Source organism: Planktomarina temperata RCA23, assembly GCF_000738435.1.
In the GTDB taxonomy this organism is placed as follows: Bacteria; Pseudomonadota; Alphaproteobacteria; order Rhodobacterales; family Rhodobacteraceae; genus Planktomarina; species Planktomarina temperata.
This window is the reverse complement of the sequence record NZ_CP003984.1, coordinates 721,799-748,138: the sequence shown is the minus strand read 5'-3', so window position 1 is coordinate 748,138 and position 26,340 is coordinate 721,799. Positions and strand designations below refer to the sequence as shown.

Here is a 26,340-nt window from a genome sequence, read left to right as displayed (position 1 = left end):
TAAATATAAAAATATTTATTGGTCCATTAGCACTAATGGCCAGTGACCGTATGGAGATCTGTCTGCATCTCAACCAAAATCATCAGCTAAATGTCATCTTCAGCCAGTCAGGCGTCTTTCATGGGCTAATTATTAACGTTGTTAATTTCACCTGACCGGCAAAGCCAAAGCCCCAGCTGGCGCGCAATCACCGCACCGACGATTGCACCAATCCCGTTTGCTACAAAATCTCCCAATGAGGCCTCCCGACCGAATAAGTATTGGATCAATTCTATCGAGCCGCCGCAGGCTATAACTCCCAGAACGACCCATGTTGTCAGTCTTGGCCGCGTTAGCGGAAGAGGGAACACCAGGCAAAAATACGCCACGACATGGTAGACTTTATCAACGCCAAAAGGGCCAAAAGAACCACTCAGTTGGATAGGCGCCAACGATAGCAAGGTAATGATCGCTAAAAATACGATCGTCACTGTGCTGCCAATCACTATTGGTCTTAGTTTTTGCTGCCCTTTAGCCACCAATCACCCCTTGCTGCATATGGTCCGCTCTTGACCTGTTCCAACCACACCCCAGATTTGTCTGCCCACGATCTCCATGAGGACTTAGGCGCGCTGGTCTGGAACCTCTCGCAGTTAATGTTCATCTCAGCGATTTTGGCGCAGTTCGCCTTCATCTGCGTCAAAAACCAACTTGCACCTCGATCGTGGAATTTCATCTGGCGACCTCATTAGAACTTTGCTGTCCGTATATCACCAAAACTTAAAGTAATCGCGGTAAGCATACTCGAGGGAGTGACATGTAGAAACTGAGGTCCGCAGCCAACCCCACAAAAAAGCGACGTAACAAAAGTGAATTAAGTGGTCCCTACAATTGAGTGCAATGCAAAAATTACTATCAAACTCAGGGCACCAAGGACAGCCATGCCTCCCAAAAGCGCTGTGGCACCTTCCATTTTTTGAGTGATTTCCACCATTACAAAATGGCCTCTTGCAAACATATTGTCACTTAAATCTTGAACAAATAGGTGCAATTCTTCGACAAAACTTCTCTCTCTCAGTCTGTTACACGGCTTCCTCCATGCCAAGCATTGAAAGTATCATTTAGTAGCCGGTATATTTATGTTGGGAAGACCAAGAGAGGGTATAATCTGCTTAATCATGCGATTCCAGTTTGTGATGGGCTGCGTTCCCACGAAAACAACGTCCTTGGGCCTTAGTTCCAGGCGTGTCGCAAGAAGGAAGTTGGCCGCATTTGTCGTATCTAGATGCAGTGCCGTAATCGGTGCAAAGTTTTTTAGGTCTGCCGCCCCCCTTAGAACATAAATCTGTTTAGGGTTTCCCGTCAGAGATGACACCCCACCGCCACTCTCTAATAATGCATCTGCAAGGACGGCCTTATGCTCGAAGGGTAATGTATAACGAGACTGCTGAAGTACTTCACCAATGACGTAAACATATTCCCTGGCAATACTTCCATACTCCATCTTGGAAAGGATGGTTCTAGCATTATTTGCTTTGATCCTAGTTTGTATTTCAAGCTCTTCCAATCTGTTTGCCCTAGCCTCCTGGCGGAGACCTAAAATTCTGTCGTATTCATCCGCAACATCCACAACAATAGTGTCACCATCTTTAAGCAATATTCTGTTAGTATCATTCTGTTTATATATTTCAGGACCAAAAATTTGGTAGATAGACTCGTTTCGATAAAGCCTAACAATAATAAAGGATTCGTCGCTAATAGTGAAACCACCGCTCTCATATATGGCCTCATCCAAATATAGAGGTTGCAAAGTAAGTGGCAATATTCCTGGTGATTTTACGTTACCGCTGATAGAAATTTTTTGAGAGTTAAATTCATTAATTTCAATGCTGAACGATGGAGATACGCCCGCTTCTAGAAGTCGTTGATAGACAGCGGATTCAGCTTCCTGAAGTGTTGAACCGCCGATAACAACTCGACCAATGTCAGGAATGGAGATAGCTCCGTCATCCTGAACCCTGAACCCCCGTTGACTGGTTTGTGATTCCATAAGGCCATTCAACACATCGCCGAGGCTCTCCTTTAGCTGCATGTTCAGAGTTAAAACATCGCCAACACCGATCATATAGGTCAGAGGCTCCCGCTCAAGCATACGCCACTCCATAACGCCATCGAGCCTTTGGGAGGCAAAAAATGGATCCTGAAGTTTATGATTTTTTTCTTCCAAGTTATCAGTAGATACAAAAGCAGTTGGCCAACTCTGAGGTGTATAAGGCGAGCTATTCGCCTCCAGAACTGTCTCCGGTGTCAGGTGAACAACACGAATATTCGCGCTAGCGTCGTCGCGCACGGAGGTGGGCTGATACGCAATACCGCATCCAGTCAGTGTGAGTGCAATAAAGACTAATATTGCGCGTTTCATAGACCTTCCAACTAAATTCTGTGTTGATCCGTTATCCACGTATTTGTGTCGGTTAAAATCGACCACGAAAGCGCCAAGTGCCGCCCAACAGTTTTTCTGGATATATTCAGCTTTCATAATATTCAGATCCGTATGCGCCGTATCCATATGAGCCTGTATAGCCATAAGTCTTTGTCTTGTGTGGGTCGATTTGGTTCAGAACCAGCCCGATTGTGTTGACGCCAATGCTTGAAAGCATATCAAGGCCTTGATCCACCTGCGCGCAGGTGGTTTTGTTCCACTCAACAACGTAAATATTGGCGTCACTAATGGCACCGATCAAGCGAGCGTCTGGAACCGCCAGCACAGGGGGGGAATCTATTATTATATAATCATAATATTCACGGAGTTCAGTAAGAAGTTCGGAGAAGCGTTGAGAGGCGAAGATGTCAGCGGCGTTCTTATCGCTCTTCGTGGCAGTGAGAATATCAAATCCTAACTCTTCAACATAGAGGCTCACTTCCTTCCACTTCTTATCACCCGCCACGAGATCGAGGAGGGCAACTGTATTGTCCCTATCGATTTCGACTGAGTGGACGCGTCTCCTGATATCAGCTTCGATTAAAAGAATGCGTTTACCAAGGCCAACCATGTTCTGAGCGAGGGCAAAAGACAGTATTGTCTTGCCCTCTTTCGGAACCGAAGACGTTAACATGATGACTTGTTTAACTTGATTTAGGTTAGACATGAGAATGGATGTGCGGAGATTGCGAACGGCCTCCGAAACCATTGAGTCGGGCTTAGTCTTGAGGTAGGAAATGATATTCTTTCTATCCCGGACAGGAATGAGGGGCACGGCCGACAGAACGCTGTAGCCACTTTGGTCACGCAACTCGTTTACCGATCGATAGCCTGAAAAGCGCAATTCCCAAAAGAGCACAAGACTGGCACCCATCATCAACCCAATAGCGCCACCAAGAAATAGAATTTTGCTTTTTATTGGACTGGACGGAGCCCTTTGAATTGCGGTGGAAAGGAGGCGCCCGTCGGCAGTTTCAAGTCCCAGTTGAACATTCATTTCTAGTAGACGGGTGAAAAAGCTTTCATAGAGGAGGCGAGCAGCCTCTGTCTCACGCTCAAGCTGCTGGAGGACAATCAGTTCTTGGGACTGCCGCTCGATCTGTTTCGCGAGGATAGACTCAGATGCTTCAAGAGCTGACAACTGCTTCTGTTCTCGCTCTGCCTCCACCTCGTTGTCGAGCATAAAATGCTCTACTTGCAGATTGAGGCCGTCTAGAGATATCTTATTATTGCGATACTCAGAAATCGCACGGTTTAGTCGAAAGTCATCTGCATGTTTGATGAGGGCTTGCAGATTACCGGCTTCTCTAAATGATAGGAGAACTGTCCGGGTGTCCGTTTTCTCTACAACAATCTCAGCTTGCTCCCACAGGCGCGTGCGCAGATCACGAAGTTGAATTTCGTGTGACTTAAGAACAGTGGGATTGACAAGTTCTGACTGACTGGAAAAATTAGCCAGTTCGGCCTTCAACTTTTCGAAGTCGTGCTTCAATTCAGATGTACGCCTGGAGAGAAACTCTGTGGCGCTTGCGAGTGCGTCCAATTTAATCTGGATCTGGTTTTCAATGTACAGCATCGCCATTTTGTTAGCCATGAGAACAGACAGAGCGGCTTCAGTCGTCGTGACTGAAATATTGATTACCCGCGTGTTCTTAGTATTTGAGAATGCCATAGTATTGAGCACAGAATTGATCACAATTGAACGGACTACCTCAGGAGATCGAGGCGTTTTTGGTTTTTCTGACGCCAAACCAAGGAGAGTGAAGAGTTGCGTTTTAATTTGACTGGACAGTCGAGGCTCTCGCAAGAGTGGATTGAAGGCAGGTTGGTTGATGAGGTCAAGCGAATCCACAAGTTTTTCGACAAGATCGCGCGACCGTAAAACCTCGAGCTCAGTGTTGATACCCGAGTCTGTTATTGGTCCATTCGACATGAGGCTTTCGATGTCAGTGAGTATTTTTTCGGGCTGGTGCTCTTTTAGTGCAATCTTTGCGGTCGCAGGATATAAGGGAACGGCAACGTGCCTGACATAAAAGTCTGCAACGCCTACAAAAAAAAGAACAAATGCCAGTACTGTCCATTTACCCCGCCACAGTGAGGCGGCCAGTTTCACTAGGTCAATTTCACCATCAGAAATTCTTTGGTTTGGAGTGTGGTTGGGGTTGTAGAAATTCAACTAGAATCAGCCTTGTGCATTTCTTCCATGACACCTGCAACGCCACCAGATTTGCGGCGTAGCGCCGTTATCTTTCGAGGGCTGAGAATCAAGCCAGTCTGGTCTTTCTCTTTGGCCAAACAATTTGATATTAAATTGCTTGGCGTTAAGCCGCCAAGATCCATCTCTGCGGAGCTGTTGGATATGTTTTCAGCATTGGTTATATTGTCACTAGGCACTGAGAGATGTAATGTCGTTGGACGTTCAACAAGATTTTTTTTCTGGGCGCAGTTCTTTTGTTTGGCTTCACCGATCCAGCCCATATCGAGGGCCACCCGGTCTGGAGATCCCACCGGAATGCCCTGCCGTTCTGTGAGTGTGCGTACAAAATTTCCAGCGTCCAACAAGCTGTCATGGGTGCCAGCGTCCATCCAGGCAAAGCAACTGCCCATTGTCTGTACGCTGAGCGCGTCATCGCACAGATAGCTTTTCAATAGGCTGGTGATCTCCAGCTCACCACGGGCTGAAGGCCGCACATTCTTGGCACGTTCGGGTGCTGTCTCATCCACGAAATAAAGCCCGGTTACCGCAAGGTTTGAAGGCGGCACAGACGGTTTTTCGATGATGCTTTTCACCGAGCCGTCTTTGTCAAAATCCACTACGCCATAGCGCTCAGGATCGGCCACCTGGTAGGTGAAGATAGTGGCACCACTGGTGGTTTTATCCGCTTCTTGCAGGAGGTCCGGCAGGCCGTGTCCACAGAAGATATTATCGCCCAGCACCATTACCGATGGGGCGCCGGCCAGAAACTGCTCTGCCAGAATAAAGGCCTGCGCCAGACCGTCAGGGCTGGGTTGCACTTTATACTGCAGCGAGATGCCCCACTGGCTACCATCGCCCAAAACGCGTTTAAACTGATCTGCATCATTGGGAGTGGTGATAACCATGACCTCACGGATACCAGCCATCATCAGCACGGTCAGGGGGTAATAGACCATCGGCTTGTCGTAGATCGGCAGCAGCTGTTTCGACACGCCCATAGTAATGGGATAAAGCCGTGTACCGGAGCCGCCAGCAAGAATAATACCCTTTCGTTGTGTCATTCACAACGATCCAGAATAATTTCCGTTAAGTTTGCCATATTGCTTTGCTTGTCCTGGGCACCCTCACGTGGTGCTACATACACAAACAATGTCACTCCCAACCTTTGCAAGCCACGGTGCGGTCAGGTAGCAGATAACTAAAAAGAAGACGTCACAGTATCAGAAAGGATAGGTCGCGCTACCAAAGCGTACTTATTTTAAGATCATGGGGTAAAATCGAAGAACGCAGCTTTTGATTGCTGGGCAATATTCCGAAGGCTTTGAATGCTATTAGTCAAATCTGTCAAGTCGCCTTCAAGGGTATGGCATTCAAGTTGATCGAGTGGCGTTTCTAGCACGTTTTGTCCCAACAACACTGCGGCACCTTTCATTTTGTGAGTAGCCTCCACTAATGCGACATGATCCTCGGCGAACACACCGTCGATGGACTGTTGGATAAATACGTCCAATTCTTCGAAGAATTTTTCACCAATGCGCAAGACTTTCTCGCGACCAAGGGTTTCAAATAACTCCGTTAGCACCGGTGAAAACTCATCAATAACCGCAAATTGATCATTAGAAACAATATCATAAATAATTTTTCGCAAAGCCTCAAGGCGAATTGGTTTGGTAAAAAAATTATCCATACCAGCTTGTTGCGCTTCCTCACCAAACTCGTCGCTGCCGTGCGCTGTTAGCCCAACAATACATGCCTTTGAATTTAGTTTACTATCAGCACGAATTCTGTGGGTTGTTTCAATGCCGTCCATTACTGGCATATTAATATCCATGAAGATGATATCAAATGATTGAATGTTAGCACAGTCTAGGGCTTCCACCCCGTTAGTGGCTCTACTCACAGAATGCCCCAAGCCTTTAAGCATATCGCCAAGAACTTCTCTGTTAACATTGTTATCTTCAACTACCAAAATACTAAGATTTTGATTTTCTTTGTGAGGAAAAGATGCTGGTTCAGCAACCTTACCATCAATTTTCCTTACTCTTTCCAGCGGCAAACTCAGTGTAAACTCTGCCCCTTTTCCAATATCGCTTTTTACCATAATATCACCGCCCATAAGACGCGCAATTTTACGAGAAATATGAAGACCCAATCCATCGCCCCTAACTTGGCTTTGGTCGCCTTGAGTAATGGCTACAAATTCTTCAAAAATCTTTTGATGATTTTCCGGAGCTATACCCAAGCCCGTGTCACTGATTATAAAGTGCACAAATGAAGTTTCAGGGCCATCACTTCCAGTAATTGAAAAGTTGATATTACCTTGATCCGTAAACTTGATGGCATTGCCTAACAAGTTGATCAATATTTGTCTAATTCTATGGCTGTCGCCCATAAAGTTTGACTCTATATTGTTAGCTAATTGTAGTCTTAGATCTAAATTTTTCTTTTTAGACAGTGGTTCGAGAACCTCAACCAAAGTTTCGGCCAAGTCAGGCAAATTAAATTCTTGAGAAGATAATTCTAATTTACCAACATCGATACGTGTGATGTTTAGCGCTTCATTAATGTGGTCGAGCAAAACTGTACTGGAGGATGTTGCAATCTGAATATAACGATCCTGTTTTTGCGAAAGCTTGGTTGTCTTCAGCAAATCCATGATACCAATTATGCCAGCAAGAGGGGTACGCATTTCGTGGCTCATTACCGCCAAAAACTGAGACTTAGCTTTGTCTGCACTCTCAGCACGATCACGCGCTTCGATTAAGGCTTTCTCAGTAATTTTACGATCACTGACATCACGAATATAGGCCATAAATATTGCATCATCATTTCGTTTAACAAAGGTCATGTTCAATTCGACTGGAAATTCTTCACCATTTTTTCGCCGTCCAGACAATTCAAAACGGGTGGGGTAGATAGCCTCTGAACTATCTTGCAACAAGGGCTGGTTCATTGCATTTTTATACGTGTCTCTTAGACCTTCCGGGAGGAAAATGTCTTCCATAGTTCTCCCAATAATTTCCTTGCGGGTCCACCCAAATACACCTTCTGCGGAAGCATTATATTCGATAATTTTACTGAAGCTATCCGCTATCACGATTGCATCCAATGAGCCGGCTACGGTTGCCGCTAATTGCCTGGAGGAAGCAGTAAGCGCAGCCGCACGGCGTATAGCAGATAGCAGCATACGGTCCATTAAAAGCAACAAGCTCGCCAACATAATTAAAAAACCAATAGCAAAACCACCAGTCCATGTAAGTTGTCTTGCAAATTTCATCCTGCGTTTCGTCGATTGCGCCGCCGCCAATTCTACGCTACGAAGTGAAATTTTACGTACTACCGGCCGAGCCTTTCGAAGTATATCTCGCAAGTCCAATAGATCAGACGGAGTTATTTGAGCAGGCTTGTCTGCAATTGCAATTGCACGCGTCTCAAATTGAAATAATGGTATCAAACCAGAAGCCGCTTGGCCTGGGTTTTGCCAAAAATTCAATAGGTAAGGATCATTTTTTAGAACAAACAACTTGCTAAGTACAATATTGATTTTCTGTCGGATCGCATCTCTCTGCAAATCCACATTAGCTATATTTTCGGTCAAAATTGAATCTAAATCCGCGATTTGAGTTTCAAATTGAGAGCTATGCCACCGAGTTTGGGTATTACCTTTAGAAACTGATAAATCTTGCAAGTCCGAAAATAATTTGGATACCATTAGCGCGAGCAAGATGGTTAGCAGACCAAGACCTACTAAAACTACGAAACGATACCCTTTTAATTCAGCATTCATCTGGAAACTTTAAGTCATATCACAACGTGAGACAAACCCATATCAATCCACCACTCTAATATGCGTCAATTGCCAAATGCTGCGGGCGAAGTTAACTTCAGTTTGGTATTTAGGATCACTGTCATAGGGGAAAACTACCCAATAGGGCCCATTTCTGCGGATCGGCATTATTTCACCATTTAAACGAGTAGAAATTATTGGTGCATTATCTTCAAGATCGGCAATCGTCATAGAGACCGTATAACCATCAAGTGCTATCATCTCAATGTTAATTCCCCTAAATTGCAAATGCTTCAGTAAAGCTTTGAGTGAAACTCCTGAGAAATGTATCTCACCACTCGACCAAATAGTGCTTGTCGCAAATTCTGTTTGAGCTAAGGCATCAAGTTCTTCTAAATTTAAGTGAATAGTCTCCGATTGCAAACCAGTCACTTGCAACGCATGTCCGTCCTGACCAAACGCTGGACCAATCAAAGTCATAAGAAATACAAAAAATGTTAGGACCAAACGAATTTTTATCATCAATACTTTTCCAAAATCACTCCCCAGTTAAAATGTCCCAAAAAGAAATGTGATGGATCAGGCATAAGAATATAATTATATACCAAAGTATAGATTTTCGATTAATTTGGCAAAATTTATGTATTAATCAGGATACAAATCAATCAATATATCCACTATGAAAAACATATTAATCGCTGATGATCATTTTTTAGTTCGCGACACCATCGCAGCTTATTTAGACGCAGCAGGTGACTTTAAAGTATTCACAGCGCACGATTTGGGCACTGCACTTGAAATTATGGACGGATTGGAATCTATCGATCTTTTGATACTAGATTATAACATGCCAGGTATGAATGGGCTTCAAGGGCTCGAACGCGCATGCAAATCGTATCCGGCCTGCAAGGTTGCGCTAATGTCTGGGGTAGCTAACCGCGACGTGGCAAATAACGCAATGAAACAAAATGCTAGAGGATTTATCCCAAAATCTTTGTCTGCTTCCTCCTTCATTAACGCAATTAGGTTCATTTTAGCAGGAGAGACGTACTTTCCTTTTGACTATGGAACAACTTCCTCGGAGGAGAAAAATTATGGTGACTTTGCCAAGATCTCTACACGTGAGATGCAAACACTTGAACAACTATGCATCGGACTGTCAAACAAAGAAATAGCACGGAACCTTGACATACAAGAAGTCACGGTGAAACTTCATGTTAAGAATTTGTTTTCTAAATTGGGGGTGTCAAACAGAACTCAAGCAGCTTTATTGGCGAAAGAACGACACATATTTTGATCTAGTTCTTCCAAGAGTGCGTTCAGGTGTGGACGTATCCCTTTTTGTAAGGATTAAATTGAGTAACGTTGGTGGTTCCAGTGAAGTGGTCCTACTTTTCCGAACAGGTTTACGGCTAAGTTAAGGTGTTGTCAGACAAAGTCTAACACGTCTCAAAGTACAACGATCACACAAATCTATGAAGCGCGGATTTGAAACCACTCAATGAGAGCGGCACTGCGTTTTTGCTTATAAGTCTGTCTGTTTTGAAGATGTCTTTCATGATTGAAGTGGTTGTATATTTGGGCATGATAACTGGTAAATTTCTGAAGCATTGCACAACTTTTAAACTTCTGCATCGCCCTTTCTCGTCGTCGAAATGGCAGATGTGAATTTTCACATCTGTTGTTTGCCCGGCCGCCACATAATTGACGATCTACAACTCCAATCTCACGAAGTGCCGCGCCGTAGGACGCCAGTTTATCTGTGATGATAATCTTAGGTGAGCCGTGTTTTCGCATTGCTTTTATAAGGAACTTCTTCGCTGCAGCCTTATTGCGTCGCTTTGTAACAAAGCATTCCAGAACTTCCCCTTCATGATCAACGGCGCGCCAAAGGTAAAAGCGTTCTCCATTTATTTTGACGAAGACTTCATCTAAATGCCATTGCCAGTTCGAGTGGTGCCCTGCCCTATTCTTACGGATTTCTCCCGCGAACTTTGACCCAAAACGTTCAACCCAAAACCGAACTGTTTCGTGACAGATATCGATGCCACGTTCATACAAGATATCTTCAACTTGGCGGAAACTCAGCGGGTAACGCATGTAATACATAACCGCCAAGCGGATGATTTTGGGAGACGTTTTGAAATATTTGAATGGATTATGTGCTATCATCAACCAGAATTAAGGATTAGCCGCTTGCCCGTCAAGTTTGTCTGACAATGCCACGTGTATGGCTAATTTCTGCCAACCTATGGGGCAGCATTACGCTGTCCCATAGATCTGCAAACTCACTGAAAGGATCTGAGGATGTCATTTGACCTCAAACATCTCCCGCAGACTTTTGCCGATTTGGTCATTGCCAACCCGCTGAATGCGGCTGTGATAAAGTCTTACTGCGAGCAACCACCAGCTAAACCTTTGTTGTTGGCTGGACCACCCGGCGCGGGCAAAACAGAAGCAGCGCGCGTGATAGCCCAAAGTCATTTTTTGCGTGCACAGGACCACTACATGCATTGGGAACACAACGCCGCAAGTCTCGGCAAAAACTTTGAAGATAAGATTATGGCCGAAGTAAACTATCAGATGTTTGGCAACGCTGACAAAGCGATGATTGTCATCAATGAGATCGACGAGATGGATCTGCGTAGTATGCAGCCAAAGTTTCGTGAGTTTATGGACACCAAACGCCATCTGATCCGTTTTGTGGCAACGACCAACCATAAAAACCGAATGATGGGCGCGATGCTGTCACGCTTTCGAGTGCTAGACCTAGATCCACCCTCAAACACCGATTGGGTGCCACGTGTATTAAGTATGCTGCAGGCGGAAGGCCTAAATCCAACAATACAGGATGTGGCCCAAATGCTGCAAAGTTTTAATGGCACTGCGCGTGATTTAATCGATCTCGTCGAGGAGACAGTTATAGCCAGCAAAGTGGCAACGCTTTGACCGCTGATATTACCCTGAGCTCAATCACACAGCCCAAAACCTCATATAATACACATAGTATGAGGTTTTAGCTTAACTCATTGTAAAATATGATCTTCAGGCGAGGCGTCTTTTCGGTAGGAAGACCAATACCTCAGACTTTATACTCAAAGCTAACATAACGTTAGATTTTGAGGGGAGTTTGCAATGCGCCAGGCACAAACACTAAATGAGGCTCAACTGCGCAGGGTTATACACTACTGCCGCAGCAGACGTCATCCAATTCGTGATGAGACCATTATACTGGTTAGTTTCTACGCAGGGCTCCGAGCCAAGGAAATCGCAGCACTCACAGTGGGCAACATATTTGATGAGGACGGTGCTGTTCGCACACAGTTCATCCTAAGCGCACAGCAGAGCAAAGGTGGGCAAACACGCACGGTGTATCTCAATCAGCGATTACGTAAGGCTCTCCGCGAGTATGGTGATTATATACGCCTCGCAGATCCACAGCGTCCGCTGTTTGCCAGTCAAAAGGGCGGTCACTTCTCGGCCAACACAATGTGCCAGCTGTTTCTGGACATATACAAAGCAATTGGGCTCAAGGACGCGAGCAGTCATTCAGGTCGCAGGACATATATTACCCGTTTGGCCAATAAGGGTGTAGGCGTACGCTTGCTTGCAGCTCTTGCAGGGCATTCGCATATATCCACGACACAGAGATACATAGATGTGAATTCTGAGCAATTGAGTGAAGCTGTGGAGTTGCTTTAGCAATCAGGCCTTAGCGGACCTTTGGGCAAGGTGCAGAAAATGGCGGCTACGAGCCCAATGTAGCCATAACTGCACTTTTTGGTTGCGATACTGAAATGGGCGAATGCTCAACTTCGTTCCGAGCGGAACTACCTTGATCCATTAATTATTCTTTAATCCCAGAACGACTGGTTACCTCTTCCAACGCCTTCGATCTAGTTGCCTGTTCGAGGATCAATTGGCAACTGCGCAGAAATTCCAACAGCCTGTTCAAATCGCTTTGCTACCCGCAGGAGAGAAGCCTCCCCCCTAGGCTTACCCATGATCTGAACACCAACTGGCAGTCCTTTGGATGTAAATCCGCAAGGAACGCTTATGGTCGGACACGCCGTCATGGTCAGGGCAAAGGTGATAGAAAACCAATCGATGTAAGTCTCGCACGGCTTGCCATCGATTTCGGTCACATATCGCTGCTCAACTGGAAATGGGGCAATGGATGCAGCTGGACAGATAAGAAAGTCATGGGTCTCGAAAAATGCAATAACCTTCTTGTAGAGTTCGATACGTACGCGTTCTGCTTCGAATATTTGTGATGGCGTGATGTTCAACCCGCGCTCAATATTGCCAATGATCTCTGGCGCAATCTGGCCGCGATGCTGCGCCAAAATGGGTTCCATCAGAGTTGCGAACAAGACTGCCCGAAGTGTTTGAAAGGCCTCAAGCACACCTGTGAAATCAGGGATGTCATCGGTTACATCGGCACCAAGATCCGTAAACACAGATGTTGAACGACCACAGACCTGCGCGATTTCTTTTTCCATCGAGACAATCGACAGGTCAGGGCTAAAAGCAACACGGTTGGGCATGCCTGATGCTTGCAGTGCCTCCACAAAGGAAGGTCCAGCATGATCAAAAGATAATGGATCATCAATCTGTTGACCAACACCCGCATCCAGCATCAACGCTAAGTCGTCAACGTTTCGGGCCATCGGCCCCTCCACCCAAAGCGTGTCCATGGCTGGCAGCCGGGTCCCACGTGGCACGCGGCCCGGCCCCGGTCGCAAGCCGACGATGCCATTGAACGCGGCTGGAGTGCGCAAACTGCCGCCTAAGTCATTCCCAGTCGCCAGCCAAACCGATCCACTGGCGAGAGCTGCTGCTGAACCGCCTGACGAACCACCTGCGCTTTTGCGCATGTCCCATGGGTTTCGCGTCAATCCGTTGACTGGGTTGAACGTGTGACCACCAGCCCATTCCGGGACATTGGATTTGGCCACAGCAATAGCGCCGTTGCCCTCCAGCTGTCGAACCGTTGCGTCAGAGGATTTCGCGACACTGTCAGCAAAGATTGGAGAGCCGTAAGTTGTTACCACGCCGCCAAGATCGTTGTAGTCCTTTACAGCGATTGGCAGGCCGCATAGTGATTTTGGATTGTCCGCATGCGCCTTGATATCGATTGCTTTTGCTTTTGCTTGTGCTTGCTCAAAACAATGAATAGGCAATGCGTTAACTTCGGCATCAACAGTTTCAATTCGCTGAATGGATGCGTCGACCAGGTCAAGTGGAGACACTTCCTTGGAACGGAGACGGTCGACGGCTTCGGTTGCTGTCATTTTAATCAATTCATTGGCCGTGTCGCTCATCTTGAAGTCCTGACTTTGTTTGGTTCAACTCGGAATTTGCTTTTCCTAAAAAGTTGCCACTAAAGGTCGCATTAGTACACAACTATTAATCTTCGTAGCTTTCGAAGGTCTGGAAAGTCCCGCAAAACAGCCATCCATGCACAGTTCAACCAATGGCTGCAATCCATTCGTCATTCTGATATACTTACAACATCCAGGTACATAAATGTGGACTCTAAGAAGTTGAGTGAAGCGGCGCAGCGCTTTAAGCATTGGCCCCTGCATAAAGCTGCCTAAACACCCAGAATAGCAGTAAGCCCTCGTTCTGACAGCTTATCCTGCTCAACAAGTTCAAGGGCTTTGAGGCGTATGTCTGGCGCAACACTGTAGGCGTCTTGATGTGTGCCCATAGCTGCAAGGGCGGACTTTTCTGATAGAGCCCCCCTGCTGAGCATTTCCAGTGCCTTCAGGCTGGCTTGCGCGTTCTTGACGTTTTCCTCATCGCTTGTAGCCTCACTGCGCTTTGAGCCAGACTTGGCCACAGCTGTAACTTTTGGTTCGTTGGGAAGCTTTTCTTCAATCTCCACATCATCAATTGCGCGCTGTAAATCTTCATCTGTGACGGCAAAACCGTTGGAGAGGTCAGCGGTGAAGTCTTTATGAGGGGTGTCATACCTCTTACCTGTGAGCATCTCTTTCTTCAGGCGCGGCGTGAGATGACTGTAATGGCGCTCAATCATCAAAATAGACGTGCCCATTTGAACAGCAAGCGTATGTACGTCCATTCCATCATTAAGCAATGAGAACGTGGCATAGGTGTGGCGCAAACTATAAAGCGTGCGATCTTGGCCCGTGCGAGGACAGGTCAACAGTCCAGTGTCTTTCATAAATATCTTAAAGGTCTGACGCAGGTTTGCGCTCGCCGTGCCATCAGGCAACCGAAACACAGGTTGTTCTAATCGTGCCTTTATCAACTGCTCAAAGCTCATATCAGCTATATCAGGGCATCTGCTTTGAATGCGCTTGAGATAGTTTATGGTACCTGCCCTACAGATGATATCACGGCGCCCTGTTTTACCCGTTACGCTCATCTCAAGGTATTTGAGACCCTTGTCTTCAAATAGACTGATATGCTTCCAGCATAGGTTCTCTGCTTCTGTGCCGTGCCGCATGCCTGTGTTGGCAAGAATGAGAATGTAGTCACGCAGCAGATGCCGCATATCGCGAGATTTGCCCTCTCGCCCTGCATCAATCCAGCTGGGTAACTTGCGTATAAGCGTTGCATACTCTTCACGGGTAAAGTCAGGGCGGCGCACACTGTCACGACCCTTGTTTACCAACACAGGCACTTGTGACTTGTTCATGTAGCCACGGGCAACAGCTTCATCAAATATTCTGTTTAAGGCAGAGTTATGTGTGTTGAGCGTGGACGACCTTGGCTCTCGTCCCATCTTTGCCTCACGCCAGCGCGCAAACTTTTGCAGCATCTCATAATCAATACTGGTCACAAAAATATCACCAAAGAAGGGAACCAGATACTTATCAAGCACGATTATATAATCACGAAAGCTCTTCTTACCCACGCCATTATCTAGCTGCTGCTTCATGCTAGCACGGCACAACGCAGCCACATCTGCAAAGCGTTTGGAGATCACAGGCAGCCCGTTCTTTTGCCTAAATCTATAGTCTAAATAGATCTCACGCGCCGCTGCCACAGCATCATTTAAAATGCGTTTCTTTGAGCTCACACGAACCTGTCGTCCGTCCATTGTAAATGCAATTTGCCAGACTTTGCTGTGCTTGCGTTTAAAAAGACGAACCTCACCATCCATCAACGTGGGTGTGTTTGGGTTCAACTTAGGCACTATCAACACCGTGTTTAACACTCAGATTCTGCACTAGAAAAAGTCAGAAAGCTAGAAAAAACTGTGCTATAGGTGTGCTACGCACAATATGCGTCAACCGAAAAGTTAAGCCGTTGATTGTATTGAAAGTTTGGTAGCGGCACAGGGACTTGAACCCCGGACACGCGGATTATGATGGAATGCGGCATAATTTAAACATCTAAAAACATATGCTTATAACAGAATTATCATGATGTGCTAATAAATGCGCTAAACCCTAACGCACAGAGTGCAGAATCTCCCTGTTCAACACGCACAATCTGCCTCAAAATCTGTATGGCGTCCAGCAAATCATGTTGCGATAACTACCTATAAAGCCGCCCTGCCCGCTTCAAGTGGTTTTATCTGATCGTGCCTAAATGCAGAACTGATGATCAAATTATGCAAAAATGAAGGCAAGATGTGCAGTAGATTACGAGTTTAAGATTTTTTTTCGAAAGGCAAATAATTGCTTATTACCGAACGCAGAATTAAATTTATTGCCAACATTCGGAAAGTATCGCTTTCATAGCACAAGGCGGGCAAAAACACCGTCGAAACGAGCAGCAATCGACCTAAGGCTTTCCTTTCTCCCACGGGAAGCCTTTATTTTTGGTAACTCCACCAAAACCGAACCGTTACATGACTTACGCCAACGCACCGTTCATGAAGAAGGTCCTCCACATTACGAAGAGAAAGCGGAAATCGAACGTACATCATTACTGCAAGTCGGATCACTTCAGGGCTGGTTTTAATGTAGCGAAATGGGGAACGTTTTGTCATTCGGCATGGTTACAAATTAGCCCTGCCCGCTTCAAGCAAGTTTACTCTGACAAAGCCCTCTGGCCTGTTCCACTACAGCAAGAACGAAGGTTTTTGGGATAGATCATTACGGCAGCGAACAAAACATAAGCGGCACCTGAGTGGAGATGCGTCCCTAGATGCGTATGAGATGCCAAAACCCAAAGGCATGTGGCGGCGGACGTTCTATCGCCTTCAGAGGGCCGCTCAGGCGGCGGAGAACCGTGCGGCGGATGACTTTATTATTGCTGTTAGGCGGTTGGTGAAGGTGGGGTAATTGCACTCTTAAAATATTTGAATGGATTTTCTGTTGTCATTCATAAAAATTAAGGGGCAACCAATGGGGCGTCAAGTTTGTCTGACAATGCCTCTGGCGGCGCCATTTGCGGGCCAATCCAGCGGTAGGCTACAGGGTCGTTTGCGATATTTGCCACAGCCAATCCCTTAATTTTTTCTTGCTAATATAGCGTTGAAAACAATAGCAGATAACAAAACCAATCCACCGTATAATGTGTTTACTGAAATAGTTTCTCCTAAGAAAAGCCATACCCACAAAGGCGCCAAAAGAACTTCTGATAATGAAAACATAGCAAGCTGTGCAGCTGGTAGAGCCTTCGAGCCCAAAGTATATAAAACCAGCCCGGCTCCAACTTGAAATATCCCCATTCCAATCGCTATGGATAAATCATTCTGAGACAGGCTGAAAGATGAGTTTAACCCCAAGCACATAACACCAGTAATTATAACTCCAAAAACTCCAGATAAGAACACAGCAGGCAACATTTCCACCGATTTGCCCCATCTCAAGGCGACAGTGAAAACTGCAAATGCTATTGCTGATCCTATTGCTGCAAGACTTCCGCGCAATTCCACTCCAGTAAGATCATCCGATACCATTATTCCAACACCCAACAAGGCAAAGATAATCATAATGAAAGTAGATTTTCTAATGGTTTCCCAAAGAAAGACCCAGCCTAGTACTGCGGCAAAAAAGGGAGCCGTAGCAACTAGCAACATTGCATTCGCTACCGACGTGGATTGTATTGAGTAAATACCACCTGAGTAAGCACCCACTAGTGATAAACCGGCTATGATGGCAGGTATGCCCGCAATGCGAATTTGTCTAAAGAGATTGCCAAACCGCAGGTACATTACCCCAAATAAAAAACAACTCAAACTAAAAGATCTAAAAAACAATATCTGCCAGACACTGGCATCTTCAATAAGCCTTATTCCAATGCCGACAGTTGACCAGAGCACTCCCGCCGAAATGACCAAAATCACCCCACCTAGGTGACCTTCATTAGCTTTGAAATCCGGTTTGGAAGTTTGCATGCTTTTTTTAAAGAGCCGAACGGGCGGCAGTCACCAAAGCATGGTGCAGAGAGCGCGCGTAAGAGCGAGGGCCAAGAACCGAGTAGTGGCTGGCAGTTTCAAAGCAGATGACCATACAGCTGAGATGCTCCAGAAGAGCACGCGTAGCACTCCCAGCCTCCATAGCAGCCAAGTTTACTCCGCTCAAACGCTCGAACACACCCCGGCACATCCCCTCCAGGTCAAAACGGCACCAACCATCTGTTTGCTCTGTCACCGACGCCAGTCCGGCCACTGCATCAACGAGTTGGTAGGACATGAGTTCATGCTCTGAGGTCTCCGCCGAGATCAGCCACTGGTCCTGTGCGAACCAGCTTGCCGCGTATAAGCCCTCTGCGGCATGCCTCCCGACCTCAGGTAAAGCAAAGCCCAGCATTGCTTCGGCAGCTTTTCGGCCTTCGTCCTCGCGCCCCTTGCGCAGGGCAAGCGAGGCAAGCGCCTGGTTCGGAACCTCAGTGATTGTTAGCCCATTGAACCGGTCGACACGCGGAGTTTCGCCCCAAAGCGGCGTGATAGTTTGAAGATTAAGCACGCAAGCGCCCTCCTTCGGGGTCAAAAAAGTGAGTGGAAATGACCTGAACCTTTACATCGGTTCCCCGCACGGGATCGACCACGCGGATAATCTCGCCCATGCGCTGATCACCGCCTTTGAGATAGGCCATTCCGATGGAGTGCCCCAGATGCGGCGAGATACAGGCTGATGTCACATGCCCCTGTTCGCTGTCGATCTGAACAGGCGCAGTTTCATTCACCAACTGGGAACCGGCGGTTATCACTTCGCTTTGGTTCACGGGCTTCAGGCCGACAAGGCGCAATCCATTGGGATCAGTCAGCCCCTCCCGCTGGTCCAGTGTACTGCCGATGCTGTCTTTTTTGCGGGATACCATGCGCCCCATACCCAGCATCAGTGCGGTGGCCCTGCCGTCGAGTTCGCGACCCGTCGGGTGGCCTTTCTCAATGCGCATGATGTCGAGCGCCTCAAGACCATAGGGAGCTACTCCAAGATCTTGCCCCAACTCTAGCATTCGGCGCCACAGCGCATCACCATAACGGGTGGGAACAGCCAGCTCGTAGGCCAGCTCGCCCGAGAATGAGATCCGAAACAGGCGTGCCCTCAGGCCGCCGCACAGCGTCACGGAATCGCAGGCCATGAACGGGAATGCCTCGTTTGAGATATCAAACTCGGAATCCACAATCCTCTGCAGCAGTTCGCGCGATTTCGGTCCAGCGATGGCATACTGCGCCCAAGCCTCTGTGGTCGAGATCAGCTGTACGTCCATGTCCGGCCACAAGCATTGACGGGCAAATTCCATGTTTCTCAGAACCGCCCCGGCATTGGCTGTTGTGGTCGTGATGACGAAGTGTTCTTCCGCCAATCGTGCAGCGGTGCCGTCATCGTAACAGGCGCCATCTTCGCGCAGCATGATGCCATAGCGCACCTTACCAACTGCCAGCTTAGCAAAACCATTGGCATAGACCCTGTTCAAGAATGACGCGGCATCCGCGCCCTGAACGTCAATTTTTCCCAGTGTGGTCACATCGCAGATACCCACATTCTTTCGCACGTTACAGGCCTCTCGGTCAGCGGACTGTCGCCAATGGGTTTCGCCCGGTTGCGGAAACCAACGCGCCCGCATCCAGTCGCCGGCAATGTCAAAGGGCGCATTGTGTTCCCTGGCCCATTTGTCAGTCGGGGTTTCACGCGTCGGGTGGAAGTGTTTGCCCACCGTACGCCCGCCGATTGTGCCCAGTGTAACTGGTGTGTAGGGCGGCCGGAAAATTGTCGTTCCCGTTTCGGGGATCGATTTGCCGGTCAGCTCGGCCATTATTGCCAAAGCATTGACATTAGCAGTCTTGCCTTGGTCAGTGCCCATGCCGAGAGTAGTGTAGCGTTTGAGATGCTCGACCGATCGGTAGTTCTCCTGATGTGCCAGCTTAACGTCCTTGACGGTCACGTCGTTCTGCAGGTCCAGCCAGGCCCGGCCCTTGCCATGGGGCACATGGTAAAGTGGCTGGAGGTTATAGGCGCTGTTAACGGCGCGCGGCAGCTTCAATGCGCTGGCGGCGATACCCAGGATTTCCAGTGCAGCCAAGGCTTCTTCCGCCCCGCTGCGCAATGCGTCTTCAGTCGAAAACAGGCCTTTGGCCGCCCCCGCCACCGACATGCCAACTGGGATGTTCTGGCCGGGAACGAAAGCTGCAATACTCTCATTCCAGACAGGCCGGCCGCCCTGGTGGCAGGTCAGGTGGACGTTGGGATTCCAGCCGCCAGACACACCCAAGGCGCCACAGGCTAGCGTTTCCTCGCGGCCATCCGCTTGACGGACCCGGATGCTGCTCAGGCCATGCCGCCCCTTGGTGCCGATAACATGCGCGCCACTGATCAGTCGCACACCCGTCAGTGTCGGCGCATCCAGCCGGGCATCGACGATAGCTGTGACATCAACACCTTTTGCCATCAGGTCTACCGCAGTGCGATGGCCATCATCATTGTTGGTGAAGACCGCCACCATCCGCGCGGGCGTCGCAGCCCAGCGGTTGGCATAGGCCCGCATCGATCCTGCCAGCATCACCCCCGGACGGTCGTTGTCCGGGAAAACAATTGGACGCTCGGTTGCCCCGGCACAAAGGATCGCGCGCTTGGAATATACCCGCCACAATGTCTGCCGCGGCTTGCCTTCCACAGGGGTGTGCAGATGGTCCTGCACCCGTTCGACCACACCGTAAATCCCGTGGTCAAAGGCCCCCATCGCCGTGCTTCGCGGCATTAGGCGCACATTGTCCATCGCGGTTAGCTCGGCCACAGCCTGCTCAACCCATTCGACCGCAGGCTTTCCGTCGACATCTTCCTGTTCGACGTTCAGGCGCCCGCCAAAACGGCAATCTTCATCCGCGAGGATGACGTTTGCGCCTGCACGGCCCGCGGTCAGTGCTGCCATCAGGCCAGCGGGCCCACCCCCAATCACCAGCAGATCGCAATGGAGAAAGCCCTTTTCATATTCATCCGGGTCATCTTCCCCAGACAGGCGACCAAGGCCTGCAGCTGAGCGGATGATGGGTTCATAGACTTTCTCCCAGAAAGCCGCCGGCCACATGAACGTCTTGTAATAGAAACCGGCGCTCAGAATATCCGAGAACAAATCGTTCAGGGCAAGCAGGTCGTAACGTAAGCTGCCCTTGTAGTTCTGTGAGCAAGCAACCAGCCCTTCGTACAGCTCCGCTACTGTAGCGCGTGTGTTTGGTTCCTGCCGGGCTCCACTGCGCAATTCGACCAGCGCGTTTGGCTCCTCGGAACCAGCGGTGAAGATACCACGCGGACGGTGATACTTGAACGATCGACCCAGGAAACGCACGCCATTGGCCATCAGGGCAGACGCAAGCGTGTCGCCCTCATACCCCTGATAGGTACGCCCATCGAAATTAAAGTTCAGTGGCTTTCCACGGTTGATCAGGCCGCCATTCAAACGGTTGGATTGGGTCATTTGCTGCGCCCCTGCTTGCGGGCCACATCGCTGGCCAGTTCGACATTAGTGATTTCATGCGTCACCGTGTTGCGTGTTACGACCAGCCACGAGCGGTCGCCATGCTCGTGATACCAAAGCTCGCGGTGCTCCCCGGCTGGATCATCACGCAGGTAGACGTATTCGAAAAACTGATCCATCGCGTCCTCGGCCTGCCAGCCGGGGCGGTCAATCAGGCAAGCATCACCGAGATAGGTGAATTCCTGCCGGTCACGCGGCCCCAAAAGAGGGTGATTGATAATCATTTGACCGCTCCTTACTGCCGGTTCGGGTTCGGGCCTTGGCCCTTTTCATCAAGCAGGTAGCCGGTCCGGAACCGGTCAAGACGATAGGGCTTGGCAAGTTCATGCGGCTGTTCGGTGCTTAGAAGATGAGCAAAGCATTCGCCGGCTGCGGGTGTTGCTTTGAATCCGCCGTAGCACCAGCCGCCGTTCAAATAGAGACCCTTGATCGGCGTTTCGTCGATCACCGCATGGCCATCCATGGTCATATCCTGCAAACCGCCCCATGCCCGCAAAAGACGAGCGCGCGACAGCATTGGGAACAAGGTCACAGCGGCTTCAATCACCGATTCAAAGACCGGCAGGTTGCCCCGCTGCGCGCAGGAATTGTACTTATCCAGGTCGCCTCCCATAACCAGGCCGCCTTTGTCCGACTGCGAAATATAGAAGTGACCTGCGCCATAATTGACTTGGCCGGGAATGATGGGCTTCAGCCCTTCAGACACGAAAGCCTGAAGAACATGGCTTTCGATTGGGGTGCGAATGCCTGCCATGTCCATCACTCGGCTGGTATTTCCAGCTACCGAGACACCAACCTTCTTTGCGCCGATGAACCCGTGGGTTGTCTCAATCCCCAAGACCTTACCTTGCTCAATCCGGAACCCCGTCACTTCGCAATTTTGAAGGATATCTACTCCGCGCCTGTCGGCCGACCGCGCATATCCCCAGACCACTGCGTCATGGCGGGCGGTGCCGCCGCGCCGGTGAAGATAGGCACCCGTGATAGGGAAACGTCCGTCGAAATTCATCGAGGGGTACATCTTGCGCAGCTTCTCAGGCCCCAAAATCTCGCCATCTGTGCCTTGCATCCGCATGATGTTGGTTTTGCGATAGTGGTCGTCCCTCTCCGCGTCGTTGTGGTGCAGGAACAGCACGCCACGCTGTGAGTGCATGACATTGAAGTTCAACTCCCGCTCCATCTTTTCCCACAGGCCAACACTGTGATCATAGAAGCGGGTATTTGGAGGCAAAGTGTAGTCACCACGCACAATTGTCGTGTTACGCCCGGCATTGCCGGACCCAATCCAGCCTTTTTCGACCACTGCGATGCTTTTCTCGCCATATTTCGTCACCAGGTAATGTGCAGTGGCCAACCCGTGGCCTCCGCCGCCAATGACAATGATGTCGTAATTGGGCTTGGGTTCCGGATTGCGCCAAGCAGGCTTCCAACCTCTTTGGCCATTCAAGGCCTCTCTGATGACTCTTAGCCCTGAGTAGCTCATGGCATTCTTTTCCTTTATGGCACCCAGTTCGTGGAACCGGTCAGTTTCAACGCTGATGGGGGCAATGCCGAATCCCATGTTCTGGAACGCTTAATGCTGATAGTTAATCGATTAACTTTCAATTCGTCAATCGCCTTCAACGCCAATAGAAGTCGCAGTTCAAGTATCGCTTACAGTGCTGGGCGTTCGCCCGGGTGGGCGGACGCGTGCCCGATACTTGCGTATCGGGCGGGTGAACGCGATCAAACGCGACACGCTCTAAAAGGTAACTCAGGCAACCCAATGGCAATCTTGTGCCTGATTCACGAATCGGGACGACTACAAAGCTCTTGAATTGTGGCGATAAGTTTCGCGTCTATGGCACGGTTGGTTGTATCACTGCGGTTGTTGTGGCGCCTTGCGCCCGGCAGACGCGATCCCGGAATTGCCTCGTATTTGTCAAAAAACTTTTCGCAATGGTCCTCCCAACCTTCACCGGCCAGTAGTGATGGCGAAAATGCCAGGAAAAACTCTCCCCCACGGGGAGGGCCACCATCACCGTTGTCGGCATCTTGCGCTTCAAAGCTAAACCGTTCACCGGTCGCACCAGCCGCCAAGAGTTCAACCATCGTTGCAATAGCAGAACCCTTGTGCCCTCCGAAGGGAAGCAACACGCCTTTCAAGATTGCTGCCGGATCGGTGGTTTCATTGCCATTTTCATCCAATCCGGTTCCAAGGGGGACCGAATGGCCATCTCTTGCGGCAATTGCAACATCGCCGCCTGCCATTGCGGAGGTTGCCATGTCGAATACAAATGGTGGTTTGTTTTTCCGTGGCCAGGCAAAAGCGAGCGGATTGGTACCAAATAAAGGCTTGTTTGAACCATGTGGTGCGACATTTGGCATATAACTTACACAAGCCATCCCTGCCAAATTTTGTTCGGCCAATGCCTCAACTTCTGGCCAAAGGGCGGCAAAATGATGCGTGTGGGTAAGAGTCATTACTGCGATACCGAACTCACTCGCTGCTTTCGCCAGCGCTGGAATACCTCGCTCGATTGCCAAGGGGGCATACCCATCGTCGCCATTCGCGTTAACAATTACAGGTGATTTGTTGGAAATCTGCGGATCGGCGGCGCCGTTGACCTTCCCACTACGTAGGGATGCCACATATCCGGGCACCCTGAACAAGCCGTGGGAATGAGACCCGTCTCGCTCAGCAGCAACAACCGTCCGGGTCAGGGCCCCGGCGTTTTGAGGGTCGCATCCATTTTGGGTGAATGCTTCTAGTGCGAGATCATGTATCTCACTCAGCGATAGGTTTACGACGGTCATTAGAAAAGCCTCCTCAGCCGGGCACGGAACGAAATCGAATTGTGTAGCGCAGTATTATTCATGACTTTCTTCTTTTGGTGTCTGGGCCATTGTTTATGGCGGGTGATGTTGCGGAATATCTCAATTCAACGGTCCCAAGTGTTTCGAGAACCGGCGGATGCATGCTGCGCCGAAATCAGTCGTTGGCAATGAGGGTTCTCGGCTGCCGCCAAGCTCAATTCCCAAACGCGCTGCGGCCAGCATCTTTCCATAGGTCAAGAAATGTGGAATTCCCTGCATGATAAAGCAGAGAACCGGCAATAGGTCGGCATATAGCTTATCGGCCCGCTCTTCGGTCCCAGCAGTGAATTCAGCGAAAATTTCGCTGGTCTTATCTACCGTATCAATCGCCGGGATCAGCCCACTGGCACCCGCGCGCAGGTTGTCAGGTAATTCCAGTCCGCAGCGACCATTGAAAAGCATCACGCTATCCCCGAGCTCTGACGCGACAGACTCAAGATTGACGGCGTCGCATTCCAGTTTCGCGATGGTGAAATTTTCGTGGTCATTCGCAAGCGCGATCAAGCTCTGGTTGCTTAGTCCGAAGCCAAGGAACTCCGGCGCGTTCTGAATCCCAACCGGGCAATCGACCGCCGAGATAATCTCGGAGAAGAAGCCCACCAACTTTGCATCGTCCATTTTCTGCGAGGGAGGCTGAAGCATCAGTGCCGACGCGCCGCTTTGAATTGCTCGCTTCGAAAACTCAATCTGCTCGGTGATCGTATCGCCATAGACGGTCGCCAAGAGCGGTTTGCGTCCTTCAATGCGCTCCGCGACGACTTCAAGGACCTCGATGCGCTCATCGAATGTCAGCTTCGAGACCTCCGTACCCAGCCCCAGAATCGCCACCCCGGCGGCCTGGGTGCCCAAAGCCGCATCCACCTGACGCCAAAACGGATCCTGGCGCAATACACCGCGATCGTCAAAGAACGCATAGAGCATTGGATAAATGCCGGGCGATACGACCGCAGGTGAATTGTCTTGCAATGCTATCATGTTACCTCCAAACCATTCTTCTTGTCGTAGGCTTCTGCGGCCCGACCAACGGCGTCCTCGTTCAGGGTAAATCCAAGACCAGGGGCGGACATGACCGGAATTTTCCCGACATTTGGCGCCAGATCCGGGCTTTCGACGATGTCCTCTTGCAGGAGCTGCCACATGATCTGATTGCCATCATCCAAATTAGGAACACCCGACGCAGCTTGTATCGAGGCGCAGGTGGTAATTCCGGTCTCCCAAACACCGTGAATACACACGTTGATGTCGAACACCTGAGCTATCGCAGCAACGCGGCGGAACCCAAGAATACCTCCAGTTTCGTGCAGACCCACAGTCAGCAGGCTTACCGCACCGCTGGAGCACATCGAGTGAGCCTCCTCTAGTGTGAACACGGACTGGTCGGCAGCAATTGGGACTGCGCAGGATTGTTTCAATGCCTTCAATGCCGGAACGCCGGCAATCGCCGAGACCGGCTGTTCAACCATCTCGAGATCATACTTGGCGAGCTTATTGATCATCACCTGGGCCTCCATCAAGTCCCAGGCCTCATTCGGGTCGATGCGAAGTCGCTTGTTGCCAATTGCATTTCTAACAGCTTCGACATTGGCCATATCTTTCTCGTTGGTGTATCCGGCCTTGAGGTAAATCACTTCAAAGCCGTCCTGCGCCAACTGACCGGCATGTGCTGCAACCTCTTCCGTACTGTCTCCCTGGACAAACCCCATGAAACTCACCGTGTCATGGATCTTCCCACCCAACAGGGCATGAACTGGCAGGCCCACCGATTTGCCAAGTGCATCCCAAAGGGCCAATTCAACACCCGCAAACGCAATATTGCCTATTCTTGGATGAGATTGGCTGGCGTAGTGATGTCCAAAATTTTGCGTAAAGAGCTGCTTCATCAAATTGATGATTTGAGTGATGGGCTGCCCCAGCAGGACCGTTTTGGCGGTTAGTAAGAGCGTGTGGATCGCCTCTGGTGACGTCATCGTCGGGGCGGTTTCGCCGTAGCCGACGACGCCCGCATCCGTTTCGATCTCAACCAGGATTGTTGTTTGACCAAGATTCTTGCCCATGGCCCAGACATAGGGTGTCTTGAACTTGGAAAAGAGCGGCGTGAGGCGAATATCTTTTATTTTCATGATCTTGTCTTCCGGT

19 protein-coding genes and 2 pseudogenes are annotated in these 26,340 nt (G+C 49.3%); 3 read left to right on the top strand and 18 right to left on the bottom strand.

The genetic code is table 11. The annotated features are described in order from the left end of the window. Nucleotides 1–125: 125 nt before the first annotated feature. The 6 genes and pseudogenes from RCA23_RS03590 to RCA23_RS03560 all read right to left on the bottom strand — a co-directional run bounded on the left by RCA23_RS03590 (nucleotide 126) and on the right by RCA23_RS03560 (nucleotide 8,967). Nucleotides 126–518, bottom strand: a complete 393-nt coding sequence (locus tag RCA23_RS03590) for a VanZ family protein (protein ID WP_169701319.1) — start codon at nucleotides 516–518, stop codon at nucleotides 126–128. 578 nt (nucleotides 519–1,096) lie between these two features. After that, nucleotides 1,097–2,548: a polysaccharide biosynthesis/export family protein gene (locus RCA23_RS03580; RefSeq protein WP_169701318.1), complete on the bottom strand. Its 1,452-nt coding sequence runs from the start codon at nucleotides 2,546–2,548 to the stop codon at nucleotides 1,097–1,099. Next, nucleotides 2,508–4,637, bottom strand: a complete 2,130-nt coding sequence (locus RCA23_RS03575; protein ID WP_052377004.1) for a polysaccharide biosynthesis tyrosine autokinase — start codon at nucleotides 4,635–4,637, stop codon at nucleotides 2,508–2,510. The genes RCA23_RS03580 and RCA23_RS03575 overlap by 41 nt, the downstream gene beginning before the upstream one ends. Nucleotides 4,638–4,915: 278 nt before the next feature. After that, nucleotides 4,916–5,719 (bottom strand): annotated as a pseudogene (gene rfbA, locus RCA23_RS03570) (glucose-1-phosphate thymidylyltransferase RfbA); the annotation flags it as partial. Nucleotides 5,720–5,922: 203 nt separating this feature from the next. Beyond that, on the bottom strand, nucleotides 5,923–8,445 hold the full coding sequence (locus RCA23_RS03565) for an ATP-binding protein (RefSeq protein WP_044049141.1): 2,523 nt from the start codon (nucleotides 8,443–8,445) through the stop codon (nucleotides 5,923–5,925). Nucleotides 8,446–8,487: 42 nt separating this feature from the next. Then, a complete protein-coding gene (locus RCA23_RS03560) occupies nucleotides 8,488–8,967 on the bottom strand; it encodes a putative pterin-binding protein (protein ID WP_052377003.1) in 480 nt (159 codons plus the stop codon). 157 nt (nucleotides 8,968–9,124) lie between these two features. Between RCA23_RS03560 and RCA23_RS03555 the strand changes: the two genes are divergently transcribed. Then, a complete protein-coding gene (locus RCA23_RS03555) occupies nucleotides 9,125–9,742 on the top strand; it encodes a response regulator transcription factor (RefSeq protein ID WP_044049140.1) in 618 nt (205 codons plus the stop codon). Nucleotides 9,743–9,918: 176 nt separating this feature from the next. Here RCA23_RS03555 and RCA23_RS03550 read toward each other — a convergent pair whose 3' ends face one another. Continuing rightward, entirely contained in the window at nucleotides 9,919–10,617 is a 699-nt protein-coding gene (locus RCA23_RS03550; protein ID WP_044049139.1) for an IS6 family transposase, read from the bottom strand. Nucleotides 10,618–10,752: 135 nt separating this feature from the next. On the opposite strand from RCA23_RS03550, the gene RCA23_RS03545 reads away from it, so the two are divergent. Further along, complete coding sequence (locus RCA23_RS03545; RefSeq protein WP_044049138.1) at nucleotides 10,753–11,394, top strand: ATP-binding protein; 642 nt, start codon at nucleotides 10,753–10,755, stop codon at nucleotides 11,392–11,394. Between the two features lie 186 nt (nucleotides 11,395–11,580). Further along, on the top strand, nucleotides 11,581–12,147 hold the full coding sequence (locus RCA23_RS03540; RefSeq protein WP_044049108.1) for a tyrosine-type recombinase/integrase: 567 nt from the start codon (nucleotides 11,581–11,583) through the stop codon (nucleotides 12,145–12,147). A gap of 194 nt (nucleotides 12,148–12,341) precedes the next feature. Here RCA23_RS03540 and RCA23_RS03535 read toward each other — a convergent pair whose 3' ends face one another. The 11 genes and pseudogenes from RCA23_RS03535 to RCA23_RS03490 form a co-directional block, all read right to left on the bottom strand. Then, complete coding sequence (locus RCA23_RS03535) at nucleotides 12,342–13,769, bottom strand: amidase (protein ID WP_044049137.1); 1,428 nt, start codon at nucleotides 13,767–13,769, stop codon at nucleotides 12,342–12,344. A 272-nt stretch (nucleotides 13,770–14,041) separates the two neighbouring features. Next, nucleotides 14,042–15,580 (bottom strand): phage integrase SAM-like domain-containing protein, encoded by a 1,539-nt coding sequence (locus tag RCA23_RS03530; protein ID WP_169701317.1) that lies wholly within the window; start codon nucleotides 15,578–15,580, stop codon nucleotides 14,042–14,044. A gap of 669 nt (nucleotides 15,581–16,249) precedes the next feature. After that, a pseudogene (locus RCA23_RS16700) lies at nucleotides 16,250–16,414 on the bottom strand (IS6 family transposase); the annotation flags it as partial. A gap of 462 nt (nucleotides 16,415–16,876) precedes the next feature. Continuing rightward, nucleotides 16,877–17,767 carry a DMT family transporter gene (locus RCA23_RS03525; protein ID WP_044049136.1) on the bottom strand — a complete coding sequence of 297 codons (891 nt, stop codon included), beginning with the start codon at nucleotides 17,765–17,767 and terminating at the stop codon, nucleotides 16,877–16,879. 7 nt (nucleotides 17,768–17,774) lie between these two features. Beyond that, the gene (locus RCA23_RS03520; protein WP_044049135.1) at nucleotides 17,775–18,338 is read right to left on the bottom strand and encodes a sarcosine oxidase subunit gamma; all 564 of its coding nucleotides are present in this window, start codon (nucleotides 18,336–18,338) and stop codon (nucleotides 17,775–17,777) included. Next, nucleotides 18,331–21,288: a sarcosine oxidase subunit alpha family protein gene (locus RCA23_RS03515; protein WP_044049134.1), complete on the bottom strand. Its 2,958-nt coding sequence runs from the start codon at nucleotides 21,286–21,288 to the stop codon at nucleotides 18,331–18,333. Before RCA23_RS03515 ends, RCA23_RS03520 begins: the two co-directional genes overlap by 8 nt. Then, nucleotides 21,285–21,572 (bottom strand): sarcosine oxidase subunit delta, encoded by a 288-nt coding sequence (locus RCA23_RS03510; protein WP_044049133.1) that lies wholly within the window; start codon nucleotides 21,570–21,572, stop codon nucleotides 21,285–21,287. Before RCA23_RS03510 ends, RCA23_RS03515 begins: the two co-directional genes overlap by 4 nt. Before the next feature lie 11 nt (nucleotides 21,573–21,583). After that, nucleotides 21,584–22,831, bottom strand: coding sequence for a sarcosine oxidase subunit beta family protein (locus tag RCA23_RS03505; RefSeq protein WP_044051237.1), 1,248 nt, complete (start codon nucleotides 22,829–22,831; stop codon nucleotides 21,584–21,586). A 302-nt stretch (nucleotides 22,832–23,133) separates the two neighbouring features. Continuing rightward, complete coding sequence (locus tag RCA23_RS03500) at nucleotides 23,134–24,144, bottom strand: Ldh family oxidoreductase (RefSeq protein ID WP_044049132.1); 1,011 nt, start codon at nucleotides 24,142–24,144, stop codon at nucleotides 23,134–23,136. Between the two features lie 120 nt (nucleotides 24,145–24,264). Next, nucleotides 24,265–25,179, bottom strand: a complete 915-nt coding sequence (locus tag RCA23_RS03495; protein ID WP_052377002.1) for a dihydrodipicolinate synthase family protein — start codon at nucleotides 25,177–25,179, stop codon at nucleotides 24,265–24,267. Then, nucleotides 25,176–26,324 carry a mandelate racemase/muconate lactonizing enzyme family protein gene (locus RCA23_RS03490; RefSeq protein ID WP_052377001.1) on the bottom strand — a complete coding sequence of 383 codons (1,149 nt, stop codon included), beginning with the start codon at nucleotides 26,322–26,324 and terminating at the stop codon, nucleotides 25,176–25,178. Before RCA23_RS03490 ends, RCA23_RS03495 begins: the two co-directional genes overlap by 4 nt. Between the last annotated feature and the right edge of the window lie 16 nt (nucleotides 26,325–26,340).